General features: G+C 45.6%; 16 protein-coding genes, 1 pseudogene and 1 other annotated feature. Of the genes and pseudogenes, 5 read left to right on the plus strand and 12 right to left on the minus strand.

Going from position 1 to position 18,770, the window contains the following annotated elements:
- Positions 1-65: 65 nt before the first annotated feature.
- Positions 66-1,262 carry an MFS transporter gene (locus BUC05_RS10285; RefSeq protein WP_011247586.1) on the plus strand — a complete coding sequence of 399 codons (1,197 nt, stop codon included), beginning with the start codon at positions 66-68 and terminating at the stop codon, positions 1,260-1,262.
- Positions 1,263-1,326: 64 nt separating this feature from the next.
- On the opposite strand, the gene ytfJ is transcribed toward BUC05_RS10285, so the two are convergent.
- The 8 genes from ytfJ to ezrA all read right to left on the minus strand — a co-directional run bounded on the left by ytfJ (position 1,327) and on the right by ezrA (position 9,138).
- Positions 1,327-1,749 carry a GerW family sporulation protein gene (gene ytfJ / locus BUC05_RS10290; RefSeq protein WP_011247587.1) on the minus strand — a complete coding sequence of 141 codons (423 nt, stop codon included), beginning with the start codon at positions 1,747-1,749 and terminating at the stop codon, positions 1,327-1,329.
- A 17-nt stretch (positions 1,750-1,766) separates the two neighbouring features.
- The gene (locus BUC05_RS10295) at positions 1,767-2,450 is read right to left on the minus strand and encodes a DUF2953 domain-containing protein (protein ID WP_011247588.1); all 684 of its coding nucleotides are present in this window, start codon (positions 2,448-2,450) and stop codon (positions 1,767-1,769) included.
- A 229-nt stretch (positions 2,451-2,679) separates the two neighbouring features.
- Positions 2,680-3,228 (minus strand): RDD family protein, encoded by a 549-nt coding sequence (locus BUC05_RS10300; protein ID WP_011247589.1) that lies wholly within the window; start codon positions 3,226-3,228, stop codon positions 2,680-2,682.
- Positions 3,229-3,241: 13 nt separating this feature from the next.
- Positions 3,242-4,228, minus strand: a complete 987-nt coding sequence (gene sppA, locus BUC05_RS10305) for a signal peptide peptidase SppA (RefSeq protein ID WP_011247590.1) — start codon at positions 4,226-4,228, stop codon at positions 3,242-3,244.
- A 270-nt stretch (positions 4,229-4,498) separates the two neighbouring features.
- Entirely contained in the window at positions 4,499-4,699 is a 201-nt protein-coding gene (locus tag BUC05_RS10310; protein WP_011247591.1) for an alpha/beta-type small acid-soluble spore protein, read from the minus strand.
- 130 nt (positions 4,700-4,829) lie between these two features.
- Positions 4,830-6,032: a tRNA uracil 4-sulfurtransferase ThiI gene (gene thiI, locus BUC05_RS10315; protein ID WP_011247592.1), complete on the minus strand. Its 1,203-nt coding sequence runs from the start codon at positions 6,030-6,032 to the stop codon at positions 4,830-4,832.
- Complete coding sequence (locus BUC05_RS10320) at positions 6,029-7,168, minus strand: cysteine desulfurase family protein (RefSeq protein WP_011247593.1); 1,140 nt, start codon at positions 7,166-7,168, stop codon at positions 6,029-6,031. Before BUC05_RS10320 ends, thiI begins: the two co-directional genes overlap by 4 nt.
- Before the next feature lie 272 nt (positions 7,169-7,440).
- Complete coding sequence (gene ezrA / locus BUC05_RS10325; protein ID WP_011247594.1) at positions 7,441-9,138, minus strand: septation ring formation regulator EzrA; 1,698 nt, start codon at positions 9,136-9,138, stop codon at positions 7,441-7,443.
- 218 nt (positions 9,139-9,356) lie between these two features.
- Between ezrA and hisJ the strand changes: the two genes are divergently transcribed.
- Positions 9,357-10,133, plus strand: coding sequence for a histidinol-phosphatase HisJ (gene hisJ, locus BUC05_RS10330; RefSeq protein WP_011247595.1), 777 nt, complete (start codon positions 9,357-9,359; stop codon positions 10,131-10,133).
- Between the two features lie 3 nt (positions 10,134-10,136).
- On the opposite strand, the gene refZ is transcribed toward hisJ, so the two are convergent.
- Positions 10,137-10,772, minus strand: coding sequence for a forespore capture DNA-binding protein RefZ (gene refZ / locus BUC05_RS10335; RefSeq protein ID WP_011247596.1), 636 nt, complete (start codon positions 10,770-10,772; stop codon positions 10,137-10,139).
- A 159-nt stretch (positions 10,773-10,931) separates the two neighbouring features.
- Positions 10,932-11,426, minus strand: a pseudogene (locus BUC05_RS21135) (RNA-guided endonuclease InsQ/TnpB family protein); the annotation flags it as partial.
- Between the two features lie 240 nt (positions 11,427-11,666).
- On the opposite strand from BUC05_RS21135, the gene BUC05_RS10350 reads away from it, so the two are divergent.
- Positions 11,667-12,155 carry a GAF domain-containing protein gene (locus BUC05_RS10350; protein ID WP_011247598.1) on the plus strand — a complete coding sequence of 163 codons (489 nt, stop codon included), beginning with the start codon at positions 11,667-11,669 and terminating at the stop codon, positions 12,153-12,155.
- Positions 12,156-12,373: 218 nt separating this feature from the next.
- On the plus strand, positions 12,374-12,976 hold the full coding sequence (rpsD, locus tag BUC05_RS10355) for a 30S ribosomal protein S4 (protein WP_011247599.1): 603 nt from the start codon (positions 12,374-12,376) through the stop codon (positions 12,974-12,976).
- A gap of 41 nt (positions 12,977-13,017) precedes the next feature.
- Here rpsD and tyrS read toward each other — a convergent pair whose 3' ends face one another.
- Positions 13,018-14,262, minus strand: a complete 1,245-nt coding sequence (tyrS, locus tag BUC05_RS10360) for a tyrosine--tRNA ligase (RefSeq protein ID WP_011247600.1) — start codon at positions 14,260-14,262, stop codon at positions 13,018-13,020.
- Between the two features lie 43 nt (positions 14,263-14,305).
- Positions 14,306-14,509: a binding site (T-box leader), on the minus strand.
- A gap of 116 nt (positions 14,510-14,625) precedes the next feature.
- Here tyrS and BUC05_RS10365 point away from each other — a divergent pair.
- Positions 14,626-16,947 carry a transglycosylase domain-containing protein gene (locus BUC05_RS10365; RefSeq protein WP_011247601.1) on the plus strand — a complete coding sequence of 774 codons (2,322 nt, stop codon included), beginning with the start codon at positions 14,626-14,628 and terminating at the stop codon, positions 16,945-16,947.
- Positions 16,948-16,986: 39 nt separating this feature from the next.
- Here the strand turns inward: BUC05_RS10365 and acsA are convergent, their stop codons facing one another.
- Complete coding sequence (gene acsA / locus BUC05_RS10370) at positions 16,987-18,696, minus strand: acetate--CoA ligase (protein WP_011247602.1); 1,710 nt, start codon at positions 18,694-18,696, stop codon at positions 16,987-16,989.
- Positions 18,697-18,770: the final 74 nt, after the last annotated feature.

The raw sequence follows: 18,770 nt of genomic DNA on the forward strand, positions 1-18,770 counted from the left end.
ATTCGCTCTACACTATAAACGTATATAATTATTTCGTGTGCCAAACAATTAAAGGATGTGACTCCATGGCTAAGCAGCGGCTTTGGTCGCCTACGTTTTTGTATTTATGCTTTAGCGCATTTACTTTATTTTCGATTTTCAACTTATTCATTCCTACATTGCCGTTATTTGCGATGGACGTGCTTCATGCGTCAGAACAACAAGTCGGCATTATCGTTGGAGTGTTCATCGCTGCCTCAGTCATTGCCCGCCTTTTCGCAGGGCTATTGCTTGATCGTTTCGGAGAGAAGAACATGTTGCTCGTTTCCTTTCTCGTCGTAGTGATCACCGCCATTTTGCACATTTGGTCATTTTCATTCGGATGGCTTCTTTTTTTGCGTTTTTTACAAGGTTTGGGCTTTGGAGTAGCGACAACAGCAGCAGGTGCGCTAGCGATCATGATTGCCCCTAAAACACGGCAAGGAGAAGCAGTCGGATACTACAGCATGTTTATGAGCCTGGCTATGGTCATCGGCCCTGTCGTTGGATTGCAAGTCGTCCAACACATTTCCTACACAGCACTTTTTCTAACGACCGTATTTTTATCCGTTATAGGGCTATTGCTTGCATTGTTTATCGTGTATAAGCCTGTAAGAAAAGCACCAGAACCTCTTTCTGTAGATCGGTTTATTGCCATAAAAGCGGTGCCTGTCAGCCTTTGCTCATCCCTTGCCTCCTTTGCTTACGGTGGGATATTAAGTTTTATTACGTTGTACGCTGTCAGCCTCGGCATGGAATCCGCAGCAAGTGCTTTTTTTCTTGTGTATGCCCTTGTCCTCCTAGGTTCCCGTATGATTACGGGCAGGATTTTTGACCGCTTTGGTGAAAATGTCGTTGTCTACCCAACACTTGTTTTATTTGCGATCGGCCTCTTTACCCTTTCGCAAGCAGGCAGCTTATCGATTTTTTTAATCGCCGCTGTCTTAATGGGTGCCGGTTTCGGCTCTGTGCTGCCAAGTTTCCAAACGCTTGCCGTTCAATCTGTTCCCCCAAAACAAGCAGTGCAAGCGACAAGCACTTTTTATATTTTTTATGACCTTGGTATCGGCCTCGGCTCTTACGTGCTTGGCCTCATTGTCACAGGCTCTACCTATTCGTTTATGTACATCATCTCAGCCTCAATTGTGATTCTGGCCATCGTAGCCTATCGCGTGTTGCATCATCGCAAATTAAACAACTTAGGGGTAAAATGCATGGCCGATGCCGAATTGGAAGCATCATAAAATCTGCACATCGCCGAAAAGCCAGTTGAGAAGATCTCAACTGGCTTAGAGCTTGTTGAACCAATTATGCAAGGGGATCGTCATAATGATAGCTAGTTTTGTCACCATGCTCGTTCTGCTTTAGCATGTGTTGTACTTTTTCAAAAGCTTGCGGCGCCAAGTCGAGCAGTCGTTCATAAAGATGAGTCGAACTGTCTAAATGAACCATATTGACACCTTTGCTATTTACGACCAAAAAGGCAATTGGCGTAATCGACACACCGCCGCCGCTTCCACCGCCAAATGGATGGCCAATTTCATCGTGAGCTTGCTCGATGTGGAATTCACTTCCCCCTGCAGCAAACCCGAAGCCTACCTTTGAAATCGGCATAATGACACTGCCATCAGGTGTTTCGACAGGGTCACCGACAATGGTATTGACGTCAGCCATGGCCTTGATGTTTTCCATTGCTGTCTTCATCAAGCCCTGAATTGGATGTTCTGACATGACTTTACTCCTTTCACTCAATCACTTGCTACAGCACCTTGTGCAGGCGCCTGTACCTTCTGTGAAGAGTTCTTCTTGTAATTGAGAACAAGCGCAAGACCTGTACGTATAGCGTGTCCCACGCGAAAGGAGACTATGCATGAAAACGAAAGGGCGAACGTTTCAGACTGGAAATGGGGAACGACGTCCAATTGTTGGGCAGCACGCCATTTCACTTTATGGGAAGCCCATCCGCAAAAAAACGACTTTAGCCCCCATACGACCCCCGCCACTTTGGCAGCGCTGGCGGCTTCTCCTGTGCCAATTTCAGTGGACCATTTGAACTCTTCAACAGTCAAGCCTTTAAAAAAACGAACAGCGATCCGTTTATAGCTGGGAAAGTGTGCAATCCACTCTTTGCTTTTCTTAATAAAGCGCTTGATTGTTTCAATCGACCATTTCTTTTTTTGTTTGTTTTCTTTTACAGGGCTTTTATTTTTTTCCCTGATCGACACCGTGCCTTCGTTTTCATTCCATTCAATTAAAGGCGCTTCCAATTGATAAAGAGTAAAGCCTAACATGCGGACATCCAGTTGCAGCAAATCTTCCTTTTGTCGATGTTTGTAAGTACACCGAATGCGAATTGTTGCCATTAAAAGGCATATGCCTAGTAGCAGCAGACTAGCTGTGGACGCTATTAACCACCATACCCAGCTTTGCACACCGTTGCCCTCCTTTCTCTTTACTATACGCAATTGCCGAAAAAATAAACAAACGGTCGTTATCTAAAAAAGACAAAGTCGATAATCGTACTCTGACAGTTAAAAAACGCTTGGCAGACGAGGGAAAATCGAATGGAACGGGGGTTGGAGCGCTGCGGTTTCCTTGTCCATAAACCTAAAGCCTGTCGTCAAAATTAGACGACAGGCTCCGTTTTCACCATTGTTCTTGCTACTCACAATGGATGACATATGTCTCGGCAAACAAATCATGGATGCCTTGTTTTTTAGGCGTGCATGCAACAACAATATAAGCAAGCAGCGGGAAACGAAGTGGTAAGGGTGCTTGCTGGATAAAGCGGCCGACGCCTTCTCGAAAGAACAATGTTCGCCATGTGAGCGGCGAGCCGTCTGCAGCAACCACTTTTAAACCAAACACCATTTTTCCAAGCGTTTGCGAGAAAGCTTTTGTCATTCCTGCAAAATAAGCGAAAAACAACAGTGCGTAAAGAATAGCTGGGGCAATCACCGTTGTAACCGCAAACCCAAAGAAATGGTCGTTTGTTTGTACAAACGGCAGCCACGAATGAACTAATGCCGCGTTTATAGCTGAAACGATCAATAAATCAAATAAAAACGCCCATAATCGCATCCAAAACCCAGCATAACGAATCGCGCTTGCCCCTTTTTCTTGAGCCGCCTCCCTTGTTGCAGGAACCATCACCGGCGGCTGTTTTCGTAAATAACGCTTGAATCCGGCAGAGGGGAATCGCCTTTCCATTTGTTCAGCCCCCTTATTCATAATCATACAGATACATGGCTCTAGGTTGGTTGTACTCGGTCAGTTCCATGAGTCCTTGTTTTTGTTCAGCTTTGCCAAATATTTTTTCAGCAGCAAGGCCAAACATACTCGTTAATCCTTGTTTCGGCTCAATCGCAATGACTTGGTAGTTGCTGCCCAAATCACGCTGCATGGCGGCAATGACATCATTGATCGACCCAAGCTCATCAATTAAGCCTGCTTCGAGCGCTTGCCTGCCTGTATAAATTCTGCCGTCCCCTAATTCACGAACGCGCTCTTCATCCATTCCCCGGCCATTGGCAATGACTTCGACAAATTCATCGTAGTATTCATCGACAATCGATTGTAAAATCTCATCTTCTTCTTCAGTAGGCGGACGAGTGCCGCTCATCATGTCTTTGTAAGGACCGCTTTTGTAAACCGTTTCCTCGACACCGATTTTATCAAGCAATTCGGTAATGTTTAACGAACTCATAATCACGCCAATTGACCCCGTTAACGTTTGCGGATATGCAAAAATTTGCTCAGCAGGAGCGGCCAAGTAATACCCACCAGAAGCAGCCATCGAACCCATTGAAATGTAAACGGGTTTCCCATAATTTTCTTGTGCTTCAATGACCGCATCATGAATTTCCGCACTTTCTAATACGCCGCCACCAGGAGAATCAACCGCAATAATAATCCCTTCCACATTTGGGGAACTCATTGTTTGGTAAAATAAATCCATAAAGTTTGAATGATTGTACCCTTCAGCAGAAAACAGAGAATCGCTTGTTGTATTAATGATCGCCCCGTTTACTTCTAAAAGGGCAATTGAACCGGAAGGATCTCCTTCCTGAATCACTACGCTTTCGTCATAAGCTCCTGCTAGCCAATTGGCTTGGGAATATGTATTCATCGCTAGTGATAGCGATGTAATGACTGAAAACACCAAAATAAAAGCCCCAATTCCTAATGCAATCCACCTTCTCGCTTTCATCCTCTCGCTCCTTTGTAATTTTGTCTTAAAATCAAATGCTCCGCCATCTCCTACAAATGTTCGTAGCTCCCCCATTGCCCATTATCATCTTTATGTATCGTTGTTTCTCCGTTCGCCACGCAGCCTAGAGTCCTTTCTTGCTTCCGTATACAACGTGCGGTTACCACAAAAGCCCCTTTCTGCCTCTTTCTAGTATATCATCTTCCCATATCGTTGAAAAACACAGAAACGGAGCAGGGGTGTCCCTGCTCCTAGCCATTTTGTATGAACTTATCTTTGAAATCCGCCTAATTGTTGTTCAGCTTGAGCAACCAAACGTTTCGTGATTTCGCCACCTACAGAACCGTTTGCACGAGAAGTCGTGTCAGCTCCAAGGTTTACGCCAAATTCAGAAGCGATTTCGTATTTCATTTGATCAAGTGCTTGTTGTACGCCAGGTACTACCAAGTTATTTGAGTTTGAGTTAGCCATATGTCTCACCTCCTCCGGTACTTCTAGATTGCTCGAAAGAGGAAAGAACATACATGCTTGATAACTGGTAAATATATGAACTTCCCCTACTTCCATTTCGCAAGAAGTAGGGGATTCCCATCATTTCCTTTTAAAATAACTGGTCCAATGTTGGCGATGTGTGCGCGCCTGTTACTTCAAGGGATTCAATTCCCGCAATCGCCTCTCTGCATTTTTCCTCCACTTGCACGTATTGTTCAAAATGAGCAGAACGATCCCGTTTTGGCTTTGTTTTAGAATCTGTCGGCAAAAAGATCGTACAACAGTCTTCATAAGGGAGAATCGATGTTTCATACGTGCCAATCCGTTTCGCATAAGCGATTGTCGTCTCTTTATCCATTGCTAAAAGCGGACGCAATACAGGTAAATTGGTCATTTCATTAATCGTATTCATGCTGGCCAGTGTTTGCGAGGCGACTTGGCCTAAACTTTCACCATTTGAAATCGCTAAGATGCCTCGTTCCCTGGCGATCCGATCCGCAATCCGCAACATCATCCGTCTCATAATCGTCATTTCATAACTGGACGGCACTTCTTTATGGATATGCGTTTGAATATCGGTGAAGGGGACAAAATGAAGCGTGATCGTACGACCAAATTTTGTCAACTCTCTTGTCAAATCAATCACTTTTTGTTTGGCCCGTTCATTTGTATAAGGAGGACTGTGGAAATGAAGCATTTCTACTTCTGCTCCTCTGCCCATTAGCATATGGGCGGCAACAGGCGAATCGATTCCGCCTGACAGCAAATGAAGAACTTTTCCACTGCTTCCTACCGGCAATCCTTTTGCTCCTGCATACACACCAGCTGTTATATACGTTCCTGACTCTCGCACATCGACTACAACGTTGACATCGGGATGATGGACATCAACAGCTAACTCGCCAGTGAATGCCTTTAGCACGTATGAGCCTATTTTGTGGTTAAGGGACTGGGAATCAATCGGAAAAAGCTTGTATGCCCGCCTAGCAGAGACTTTAAACGTTTTAGCATCTGGATGTTGAGTAAGCATAAAGAGTGCGCCTTTTTGCATGGCTTCTAACTCATTCTCCACTCTTAAGGCGAGGCTGTATGATTGAATGCCAAATACATTGGCTAGTGCTGCTGCAACGGGCTCATGGTCGGTGCTGTTTAGTTCGACGACAATCCGCCCAAACGTCCGCTTCGCTTGTACCTTTGGAAAAGGTTTTAATACATGGCGAATATTGGCGAGCAGTAGTTTTTCAAAATGGCCTCTGTTTTTTCCTTTTAAGGCCAATTCGCCATAACGAACAAGAATATGGTCCATTTTCATTTCCCTACAACCTCCTGAAGCTCTGGAATGATCTGTTTTAAGGCGTCTGCACATGCTTCCACTTCTTCATGTGTCGTTGCAAACGAGAAGCTCATGCGAATGGCGCTCTCAGCCACTGTTCTCGGTTTCATTGCCCCTAAAAGGACACGGCTCGGTTTGCCCGTTTTCGTCGAGCAGGCTGACTGTGTCGAAACGTAAATTTGGCGTTGACCGAGTGCCTGCACAAGTACTTCGGCCTTAATGCCTGGAATCGATACATTCAGTATATGAGGTGCATAGCCCGATGTTGGCGTGTTAACGACTAGCCCCTCTATTTGTTCCAGCTTGGCGCGCAACATGTCATTTAAGGCAAGCAGCCGTTGTTGCTGTTCCTGTTCCTGACTTTCCATTAACCCGAGCGCCTTGGCAAATGCAGCGACACCTGCTGTATTTTCTGTGCCAGGACGCAATCGTTGTTCTTGTCCGCCTCCGTAAAGGAGACTTTCCAGAGTAGCAGGATTGTTGACAAATAACAACCCTGTCCCTTTCAAACCATGGATTTTATGGGCGGATAAAGACAGCATATCAATGTTTGCTTCTTTCAGCGAAAATGGGACTTTTGCCAAACTTTGCACGGCATCGACATGAAATTTGATTTGTGGGTAGCGTTGAAGCAAAGCGCCAATTTCAGCGATCGGTTGGATAGTCCCTAGTTCGCCTTGGACATGCCCAAGCGTAACCAAAACGGTATTTGGACGAATGGCAGATTCAATCGCTTTGCTTGTCACACGTCCATCCTCGTCCGCTTGCACATACGTCACTTCAAACCCTTGCGCTTCAAGAGCGCGAGCATTCTCATAAATAGATGCATGTTCAACAGTGGTGGTAATTAAGTGGCCGTTTGCATGCTTTTTCGCTGTTCCTTGAATGGCCACCGCATTTGCTTCTGTGCCCCCTGAGGTAAAAATAAGCTGATTCGGCATGCAGTTAAGATAAGCAGCAAAACGTTTACGGGCATGATCAAGTACTTGCTCCGCTTCCATGCCAAGAGTATGCAACGACGAAGCATTGCCAAAATAATCTGCAGCCATCTTCGTATATAAAACAAGCACGTCGGGATGGGGCCGAGTGGTTGCGCTATTGTCCAAATAAATCATCCGGTGTAACTCCTTTCCTCTCTTCCAGGCTTTTAACTTAGCAAGCCTCGTTCGCTATTGCAAGCATATCTTTCAACAATCTGCACCGCAACTCAAAAACGCAGTTTCACAAAGGAAACTGCGTTCACATACGTCGTCGGTTCGTGGTTATCGTCGTTTTTATACGTCCAGAAACCATGCACTTATTTGACGTTCCCCATCTTCCTCGCCTAGCATCTGGTAACTCTGGATAAATAGTACGTGTTGGGCGTTCGCCTTGCACGGCAAAGGCACTATGCACTTATATGCCTTTCGACTTTTTCCAACAAGTTTGGTTCATATGGCTCAACAGCATGTTGGACTCGCTCAAGTGCTTCCTCATAATGAAAACTGCGAAACGCGTCTTCTGCTTGGTCAAGTGCTTGCCGCACTTCTTCACCACGGTTTCGATATCGGTTGCTAAACTGGATAGCCAGTTCGGCGAGTCTAGCTTTTTCAACCATTTCTTCTATTGCGTCTGAACCTTTTTCAACTTGCTCAATCGCCTCGTGTACCAATTGCTCGACTCGTTCCATTTCAAGGGGGATTTCATTTAGCGCATCGGCAGCTTGCTTTACTTTCGTTTCGGCAAAGTCAAGGGCTTCCAGTTGCTTTACTGGCACCCCTGGCAAGTTGCTTTTTTTCAACGTCCGTTTCGTTTCGTACATGACACTACGAAGCCGTGAGACGGTTTCTTGCGCTTTTAACTCGTCTTTTCGAAGGCGACGAAGCCGTTCAATGCTGTTATCAATATTGGCTTTGAACGTGTCCATCTCTTTTGACCATTTCTCAGCCATTTCGTAAATGGAAGAGTACGTTTGTTTTTGGTTTTCGGTTACATCGACAATGACATGCAATTGGTTCCGCAAGTTGGCAAGGTCTTTTTGCAACGCATTTTGCAAATGGGTTTCTTCTTCAGCAATTAAATAGCTTTTTTGTACATGAGTCGTTTCACGCAACAACGTTTGCAATCGTTCTGTTGCTGCCTGCACCTGTTCCTTTAGTGTTGGAATTTTCTCCATTAGCTTATTTTTGGTAGTCACTTCTGCTTCAAGCGTTTCGTACATTTGCTCCTTCTCGTCGTTAATCGTTTGCAACAATTCGCTTGCTTCTTTGACGTGAAGGTTGAGAAGTTGCTCGTACGCCTTATCAATGTCTTTTTTAAATTGTGTAAGGCGCACATCAAAAGCGAATGTTTTTAAATGGAAGCCGCTTTCCTCCATTTGGGCAATGCCCATCTCCAAGTTGCGTACATCAGCTGGAACGGTTGATTTTACTTGGATGAGCAACTGCGGAATCTCATTCATTGTTTCCCTTAAGTCATGCAAACGATCTTTCATCATTAAAAGCTGTTTCCGCGCTTGGAGATAGCTGCCATTTTCAGTCGCTTCATCGTAGGATGCAAGCGTCTGCTTTATATCGGCCATTGCTTCATCAAGGGCTCTCACGGCCTCGCCAAAGGATCCCCGTTTTGTTAACAGCTCATTTGACAGCTCTTGGTATTTGCCACGGACTTCGCTAATTTCTTGGCGGTTTTTCGCTTCAGCGGAAACCAAGTGATCGATTTCTTCCACCATCGTATCCAACTGCTGTTCCACTGTCGTAATTCGATTTCCTACCCAGCCAATCGCATCTTTTGCTTTTTTAAATCGGTATTTTGCGGCCCATTCTTCAATTTCAATTAATTGGTTCTCAATGCTAGGCAAAATCGATTCGACAATCTCATCCCAGTCTTTGCGCCACATTTCAAATTTCTGTTCCGTTTCACCTGACATGCGGAGCTTCTTTACTTTGGCAATTTCCTCTGGAATGTCGCGATTCAATAAATTGATTTTCCTGGCATCGAGCTCGTCCACTGCTTTATGTATATGCCGTCTGAGAAAAATCCCAGCTGCCGTCCCTGCTATAAAAAGGACGAGCACTATAATGATGACTGTTACAAAAATATCCACATGGAACTCCCCTCTACTGCGCTTTTCTTTTACCTGTTTTTTAATCGGTTTATCCAAACTAATCGTAAACGTTGCCGTTAAGTTATAAAAACATTGCTTTATCCCTATTCTGATACGTAATATAATACCATGAATGCGACAATTTGTGTGCAGATTCCCGACACTGCCGTTCGACAAATATCTTCAAACACGACCTTATTTATAAAGGAGCTGTTTCCATGATTATCCGAGACGGGCATATCCACACACCCTTTTGCCCCCATGGTTCAGCGGATACGCTGGCATCTTACTGTGAACAAGCGATTTCACTTGGCCTAAAGACGATTACATTTGCTGAACACGCCCCTCTTCCCGCCGGTTTTAGCGATCCTACACCGAACCAAGACAGCGCCATGGCAGCTTCAGACTTAAATGCCTATTTGCAGGAAACGCGTGCAATAAAAAAAGAGTACGCCCACGCACTGGACGTCCTCATTGGTTTAGAGGTTGATTATATATTCGGCTACGAAGCAGAAACAAAAGCGCTGTTAAACGAGGTTGGCCCTTCCCTTGATGACAGCATTCTATCTGTCCATTTTTTGAAAGTAGGCGGCCATTACCGCTGCATCGATTACAGCCCAGAAGAGTTTGCGGCAATCGCAGCGGATCTTGGCAGCACGAACGCCTTATATGCCCTTTATTACGACACGGTTTTAGCTTCGATTTGTGCTGATCTCGGCCCCTATAAACCAAAGCGGATCGGCCATATAACGCTATGCAAAAAATTTCAAAAGCTCTATCAGGCTGAGCAATCGTTTGGACAAGAGATCAGCGCCATCCTTGCCGCCATCCATGAAAACGGGCTTCAGCTTGATTATAACTATGCAGGTCTAACCAAGCCTTATTGTGGAGAGTCCTATCCACCAAAAGAAATTGCACTGCAAGCAAAAACGATGGGCATCCCCCTTGTTTATGGTTCAGACGCCCATTCTGCCGCAGGTCTCCGCATGTTTTAAGCTTTACGATGTCAGGCGAACCACCATTGTTTTCCTCTGCTCCAATGAGCTAAGCAAAGAGCGAATCCATTCATCGGCATGCCGTCCATACCGCTCGATGAACTGCTCATCTGCCGGAGTAAGCAAAAAGAGTTCACGCAAGTATTGCGGTGAAGAAAAAGGCAATGTCATCATATTGCGAAGCTGGACAACAATTAAATCAGCAGCTAATGGCTCCCCTTGCCTGCGTAAGCACCGGGCGACTGCTTGTTCAAGCAAATGTTGCTCCTTCCGCAAATAGGTGCTCATCACTTCCCGTACAAGGGTCGAGTCTAGCGTCATTTCCCGGTGTGCCATACGCGCTAGCCAATGACACGATTGCTGGTAAAGCAGCACTTTTTTAAACAGCTCTACTAAAGAATCGATGGGATCGCCGTTTGGTTCCCGTGCGGCTGTTTCCATCGTTTTTACATACCCTTCAAAAAAATCAATTAATAGCGATTCAAACAAAGCCTGCTTTCCGCCAAAATAATAGGAGATCAGTGCTGGATTCACACCAGCTTTTCTGGCAATGTCGCGAACGGATGTACCGTGGAAGCCTTTTGCGTAGAACAAGGAAATAGCTGCATCTTTAATCGTCGTTTTCGTCTGTTCGCTCATTCGTATCCCTCCAAGTTGGTTGTGAACTACCCACCACTTATCACCCTTGCAGGTCGCTTGAAGTGGGGGCTTCTTGGGTAATCGCCCCTTTTGGTAGCTGACGAAATGGACCAAGCTAACCCTCTTGTTCCAAGAGTTGATTGATTCATGAGGCAGTGGCTATAAGCGAATTCCTTCTTTTTTGATGTTCAGCGCAGAGTTGTAGTCTCTATCAAGAGTTAGTCCACAAGTACATTGATACGTACATGCGGATAATGGTATTTCTTTTATGGAGCCACATTGCGAACAAGTCTTTGTGGATGGAAACCATTTATCGATTTTGATCAGTTTTTTTCCTTGCTCGTTAGTTTGTACTGTAAGAAAGAAGTGACCATTCCCCATCTATTATCAGCGACACTTTTGCCAAACTTCAAGGGTTGTGCCAATTCGAAGAACCTTTTTTCTTGCGGGATAGTTTGCGTTGTTCTTTTGCTAATCGATCCAGCATTTGTCGATAAAACTTAGGTAATTGGCTTTCTTCCCGTCGCTATCAACAAACAGCCCATCCATCGCAAAGTCTAATCCTACAACGTTTTGAATGTCTTTGTCTTTAATTTCTTTTTCATACTCTGTAAGAATCGAAATAGAATATTTTCCGGATGAAGTTATTGAAACCAACCGATAGTCATCTCCCCTTACCGCCCGGCTACGCCCTACACGCTTAAAGAAGGAGACTTCTTTCGGAAATATGTTAAAGCAAGCAGCCGCAAATCGTGTTATCTTATAAACAGTATTCGTTTTTTATTACCCGCTTCCTGTCTGATTAAGCGGCTTTTACGCAAAAACTTTTTGACAAATCCCGCATGCTTTTGTTGAATCGCTGCGGTTTTTGACAAATGGAAGGAGCATGACCCGATGTTTAGTAAACTTGATTATCCTACCGAACAAGAAGCAGCCTATCGCCTTTTGGAACAGCAAGCTGTTGCCTTACTTGAAGATGAGCCGGATGCGCTAGCCAATTACGCCAATTTATGTGCATTGTTGGGCCAGTTTTTAGATGACATTAACTGGGTCGGCTTTTATTTTCTTAAAGAAAACGAACTTGTGCTCGGCCCATTCCAAGGACTGCCCGCCTGTACACGGATTGCAATTGGCAAAGGTGTCTGCGGAACCGCCGTGGCCGAAAACAAAACGATGCGCATTGATGATGTTCATGCATTCCCTGGGCATATCGCCTGCGACGCCGCTTCAAACGCCGAACTCGTTATTCCGATCCGCCACGAACAGAACGTGATAGCAGTTCTTGATATTGACAGCCCGAGCAAAGGCCGCTTCCACGAAAAAGAAGCGGAAGCGCTTGAACGTTTACTGAAGCGAGTGGAACCTTTTTTAATCAAACATTGACAAGTAGGCGCTTTTCCGCTATGATAGATCGGTGTGAGTGACAGCCAAGACAAACGAACTTTTGACCAATCCATTCCTCAAGCGGCTGCAATGATTGAGGTGCATCGCGTAACTTTTAGCTGTCGAAGCGAAGGTGCATGAAAATGGAATGGCTGGAGTTTAGAGATTGTCATTTAGGTTGTTATTTTGCAACACCAAAATAACAAGGAGGAGACACAATGTCTCGTTATACAGGTCCATCTTGGAAACTATCCCGCCGCCTTGGCGTTTCTCTAAGCGGAACAGGGAAAGAGCTTGCGAAGCGTCCTTACGCTCCAGGCCAACACGGTCCAAACCAACGTAAAAAGCTTTCAGAATACGCGCTTCAACTTCATGAAAAGCAAAAACTTCGTCACATGTATGGTGTAAACGAGCGCCAATTCTTGCGCACGTTCAACGATGCTGGCAAAATGAACGGCATCCACGGCGAAAACTTCATGATTTTGCTTGAGTCACGCTTAGACAACCTTGTCTACCGTATGGGTCTTGCCCGTACACGCCGTGCTGCGCGCCAACTAGTAAACCATGGCCACGTGCTTGTTGACGGTTCACGCGTTGACATCCCATCTTATCGCGTAAAGCCAGGGCAAACAATTGGCCTTCGTGAGCGTTCACGGAATTTGACTGTTGTTAAAGAAGCACTTGATGTAAATGATTTCACGCCAGGATACGTATCATTTGACGAAGAAAAGCTTGAAGGTACGTACACACGTTACCCAGAGCGTTCTGAGCTTCCAGCAGAAATTACTGAAGCGCTTATCGTTGAGTGGTATTCTCGTTAAGAATAAAAAAACCAGCCTTAAATGGCTGGTTTTTTTATTCCTTATGTTAAGCTCAGCTTGGCAAACTTGCGCTTTCCGACTTGAACGATCATATTATCTTCAACCGATACGACCGTATGAATATCGGTGATTTTCTGTTCGTTAATTTTCACGCCGCCACCTTGAATCATCCGGCGTGCTTCGCCTTTTGAAGACTGCATGTTTAACGTAACAAGCAAATCAATTAACGGCACTTCTTTGTCGCCTTCCCAGGAAAAGACCGGAATGTCTTCTGGCAGCGCCCGTTTTTGGAAAACCGTTTTAAAATATTGCTCTGCCTCATCAGCCGCTTCCTTGCCATGGTACATTTCTACAAATTTATGGCCAAGTCGCATTTTTGCATCGCGAGGGTGGACACTGCCATCTGCAAGCCCTTTTTCTAAAGCTTCGATTTCATCCATCGGCACATCCGTCGCCAATTTGTAGTATTTTACCATCAATTCATCAGGTATCGACATCGCCTTCCCAAAAATCTCGTTTGGTGCTTCGTCAATGCCAATGTAGTTATTAAGCGACTTTGACATTTTGCGGACGCCGTCGAGCCCTTCAATTAACGGCAGCGTCAGCATCACTTGCTTTTCTTTTCCGTACGCTTCTTGGAGTTGGCGTCCCATTAACAAATTAAACGTTTGGTCCGTCCCCCCTACTTCGATGTCGGTTTCCATTGCGACCGAATCGTAGCCTTGCATAAGCGGGTAAAAGAATTCATGAACCGAAATCGGTTGCCCGGTTTTATAGCGTTTGCTAAAGTCTTCCCGTTCAAGCATACGGGCCACTGTCATCTGACCAGCAAGCTTTAAAACATCATCAAATTTCAGCTCGCTTAGCCATCGAGAGTTGTAAAGAATTTCTGTTTTTTCAATGTCCAAAATTTTTCCGTATTGTTCTACGTATGTTTGTGCATTCTGCTTGACTTGTTCATCAGTCAACACTTTCCTCGTCTCTGACTTTCCAGTCGGATCACCGATTTTTCCAGTAAAATCACCAATTAGCAGTTGAATATGGTGGCCGTACTCTTGAAATTGACGCAGTTTTTGCAGTACAACTGTATGGCCGATATGGACATCAGGTGCTGACGGGTCCATGCCAAGCTTAATGTTTAACGGCTTTCCTGTTCGAACGCTTTTCTCAATTTTTTCCCGAAATGCCTCTTTCGGGACGACTTCTACAACTCCTCGCATAAGCGCTTCCACTTGCTCATCAACGAGCTTTTGCTGCTCAGGGGTTAACGGTTGTTTTTCATCCATCTATCGTTCCTCCTTCAATTCAACGCAAAAAAAGCCCCTCCCCATAAGGGACGAACTTGTCGCGGTACCACCCTTGTTGAAGGCATTCGTGCCTCCCACTCATTCGATAACGGCTTCTCCGTTCTTTGCCGAAACAAAGAATAGCTCCAGGCTGTAATTCTGGCTAACGTACGTGTACCGGTTCGCACCAACCACCGGCTCTCTTCGAGCAGCGTACGCCCATACTTCGGCCTTTCCTCGCTTTTTTACGTTTTCAATTCACTTTCTAGTTTTACCATACGGTGTGTACACTGTCAACATAGCGAACACACGTATGCGCATCACGCAATTTATGATATACTAAGACGACTAAGGGGGGAGTCGATGAAGCACTTTCTTTCGAAGTGGAAGAACAACTGGGATGCCTTTATAGCAAAGCTAGATGACATTCAGTTCTTCCGGAAAGTCGGCATTACATACCAAGTATTATGGAATTTATTCCTTATTGTATTCATTATTGGCTTTTTAGGATTTATGTTCGCTAGCGGAACCGCCGCAGGTTACTTTGCTTCCCTCGTAGTCGATGAAAAAACATATTCAGAAGAAGACATGCGCACATTCGTAGGCTCGCTCTCAAAAACAAGCGACATTTACCTTGCTGGCGGCGTTTACTTAGGAAAAATCCGCAGTGAAGTAGACCGGGAAATTGTCTCCCTTGATGACGTGGCCGATGAAGTAAAATGGGCGATCATTGCTACAGAAGACGAACATTTTTACGAGCATAATGGCATCGTCCCAAAAGCGTTGCTACGGGCAACGATGCAAGAGCTGACTAGTTCGTCTGTTCAGACAGGCGGCAGCACATTGACACAACAATTAATAAAGCAACAAATTTTATCCGATGAAGTATCGTTCGACCGCAAAGCAACAGAAATTATGCTCGCGCTTAGGCTCGAACAGTTTATGACAAAAGATGAAATATTGGAAGCCTACTTAAACGTCGTTCCGTTTGGCCGGAATGCCTCGGGCCGAAATGTTGCTGGCATTGAAGCGGCAGCACAAGGGGTCTTTGGTGTTTCGGCAAGCGAGTTAAACTTGCCACAAGCAGCTTACTTAGCTGGCTTGCCGCAAAGCCCGTATGGCTACACGCCTTTTACAAACGACCAACAGCTTAAAGATCAAGACGGTTTGCAGCCTGGGTTGAACCGTTACCAAACGGTTTTAAGCCGCATGTACGAAAAAGAGTACATCACAAAAGAGCAATACGAGGATGCAAAAGACTACGACCTTACTGCTGATTTTACAACAAGCGCGCCTGACCCAATGGAAGAACGGCCGCGGCTTACTGAAGAAATTATGAACCGGGCAACGGCAGTGCTCGTACAACAAAAAATCGATAACCGCGATGGTTGGGAGAAATTAAGCGACACTGCTAAACAAGTTGAACGCAATCAGTTTAAAGCGGAAGTCGAAAACGCGATTATCAATGGTGGTTACAACATCATTACGACCATTGATAAAGATTTGTATGATGCCATGAACGAGGCAGCTCAACAATCTGACGCGTATTTTGGTGCCGACAAACAAGGGCAACGGGAAGAAGTCGGCTCTGTTTTAATCGAAAATAAAACTGGAAAAATCCTTAGCTTTGTCGGTGGTCGTGAAGAAAGCTTAGATCATCTGTATAACCACGCTACACGTGCTTATCGCCAAGCAGGCTCGACGAGCAAACCTGTTCTTGCTTATGCGGGCGCGATTGAAGCAGGAGTAACCCAACCAGGGCTTGTCATTCCTGATGAACAAGCGTTTTACAAAGCTGGTGGGAGGGAAATTAGAAACTTTGACCACGCTCACAAAGGCAATCTCACTGTGCGGGAATCACTGGCACAATCACGCAACGTGCCCGCTGTAGAGGCGTGGTGGCATGTCCCTGATGACTTAAAAGTAAAACTCCGCGACGCAGCCGGCTTTAATCCAGACATGCACGGCGTGAATGAAGCAGTCGCTATCGGTGGCGGCAATGTTACCGTTGAACAAAATGTCAGCGCCTTTAGCGCTTTCGGCAACAATGGCGTCCGGATGGAACCCTATATGATCGAACGGATCGAAACGGATTCCGGCGAAGTCATTTATGAGCATCCTGCTAGTAAGCATACAATGTTTAGCCCACAAACAAACTATTTGGTCGCCGATATGATGCGTGATGTGATGTACAGCGCAAATGGCACTGGCCGCACAGCAGCCAACAAGTTGCAGTTTCAAGCCGACTGGGCTGGAAAAACAGGCACGACCAACAGAGACTATGATTCATGGTTTATTGCCGTCAACCCTGAGGTGACATTAGGCGTATGGAATGGTTATAGCGGTGACAAAACAATTAGTTTACGCAAACGCGTTGGCGGGCTCGGCACAGGGGCGCGGACACAGTCCATTTGGGCCAATCTTGCTAATGCTGCTTATGGTGTTGACCCGGATCTAATGACAGCAGAAGGCAAACGCTTTGAGCAGCCTGATGGCATTGTCGAAAAACGAGTCTGTGGCTTAACAGGCGGCCCACCAACAAAAGCATGCGAAGAACAAGGCTTAGTCACTACCGACCTATACAGAAGCGACATGATCGATCATATCGAGGGGCTAGCCCCGTTTCAAGCGAACTTTAAACCGAATGCTCAACCATCTAATGAAAAAGAAGATGATGACGATTAAAGAAGCGTGCCTCTAAAGGTAGAGGCACGCTTCTTTGCGTTAATCTTCCATTGTCGATAAGTCGCCTGTCGGCAAATCCAATTCCCACGCTTTTAATACGCGGCGCATAATTTTTCCGCTGCGCGTTTTTGGCAATGACTTGCGGAATTCCATTTCCCGCGGTGCTGCATGAGCTGCGAGTCCTGTCTTTACAAATTGGCGAATCTCTTCTTTTAATTCGTCAGTGACTTCATAGCCTTGGCGCAGTGCAATAAATGCTTTGATAATTTCTCCACGGACAGGGTCAGGTTTGCCAATGACCCCTGCTTCCGCAACGGCTGGGTGTTCAACCAGTTTGCTTTCCACCTCAAATGGACCAACACGCTCACCTGCGGTCATAATGACATCGTCAATCCGACCTTGGAACCAAAAGTAACCATCTTCATCCATATAAGCAGAATCGCCAGACACATACCAGCCGTCAAGCTCAAAATAGCTTTGGTATTTGGCTTCATTGTTCCAAATGGCACGCATCATCGCTGGCCAGCCTTTTTTAATGGCAAGATTGCCCATTCGGTTCGGTGGCAGTTCATTGCCTCTATCATCAATGATGGCGGCCTCGACGCCTGGAATCGGTTTGCCCATTGATCCTGGTCGAATTTCCATTGCCGGGTAGTTACAGATCATTTGCGCTCCTGTTTCCGTCATCCACCACGTGTCATGAATGCGTTTGTCAAAGACTTTCACTCCCCAGCGCACCACTTCAGGATTGAGCGGTTCGCCAACGCTTAAGACATGACGCAGTGACGAGAGATCATATTGTTTAACAAGTTCGTCGCCTGCGCTCATCAACATACGAAATGCGGTTGGCGCGCTGTACCAAACTGTTACTTTGTAGCGCTGAATCGTCTCATACCAATCAGTCGGTGAGAAGCGGCCGCCGCGCACCACATTGGTTACCCCTGCAAGCCAAGGCGCAAAAATACCGTAAGACGTTCCCGTTACCCAGCCAGGGTCGGCCGTGCACCAGTAAATGTCATCTGGCTGCAAGTCGAGGACGACTTTGGCCGTGTGGTAATGTTGGACCATCGCCTCATGAACATGAAGAACCCCTTTTGGCTTGCCCGTTGAGCCAGACGTATAATGGAGAATGAGCCCGTCTTCCCGATCTACCCATTCAATTGCAACATCACTTGGTGCTGCCTGAAGCCGCTTGTTTAACTGTAAAAAAGGGCCATTGTCTTCATACGTTTCATCAGCGACTAGCACCGTTTCTAAATCAGGCAAATCATCAAACGGCACCCGTTCTAGTAATGTCGGTGTTGTGATAAGCACTTTTGCGCCACTGTCTTCAAGACGGTCACGCACAGCCCCTTCCATAAAAGCTTCAAACAACGGGCCAACAATCGCCCCTATTTTTATGGCGCCAAGAAGCGTAAAATACAGCTCAGGTGTGCGTGGCATAAAAATAAAGACACGGTCGCCTTTTTTAACGTTGGCTTCTTTTAGCACATTCGCTGCTTTGTTTGAGAACGTCTTCATTTCCGCAAATGTATAGGATTCATCACGGCGCGCATCGCTATAATAAAGAGCAACCTGTTCGCCTTTGCCGTTCTCGGCATGATAATCAATCGCTTCATAGGCAAGGTTGACTTTGCCTGTTTTATGCCAGGAAAACGTTTTTCTGACATCCTCCCAGTCAAAGTTTTGTACAGCTTCTTCATAATTTTTCAGGTTATGGTTTCCTTCAATAGCAGGAAGCGCTTTCATAACAGGTTCACACCTCTCACTCTCAAATTAAGTTCATTATAGTATAAACAAGGTAACGTTTTCAAACAAAATTC

It is taken from the genome of Shouchella rhizosphaerae (assembly GCF_900142675.1).
Classification (GTDB): domain Bacteria; phylum Bacillota; class Bacilli; order Bacillales; family Bacillaceae_D; genus Shouchella; species Shouchella rhizosphaerae.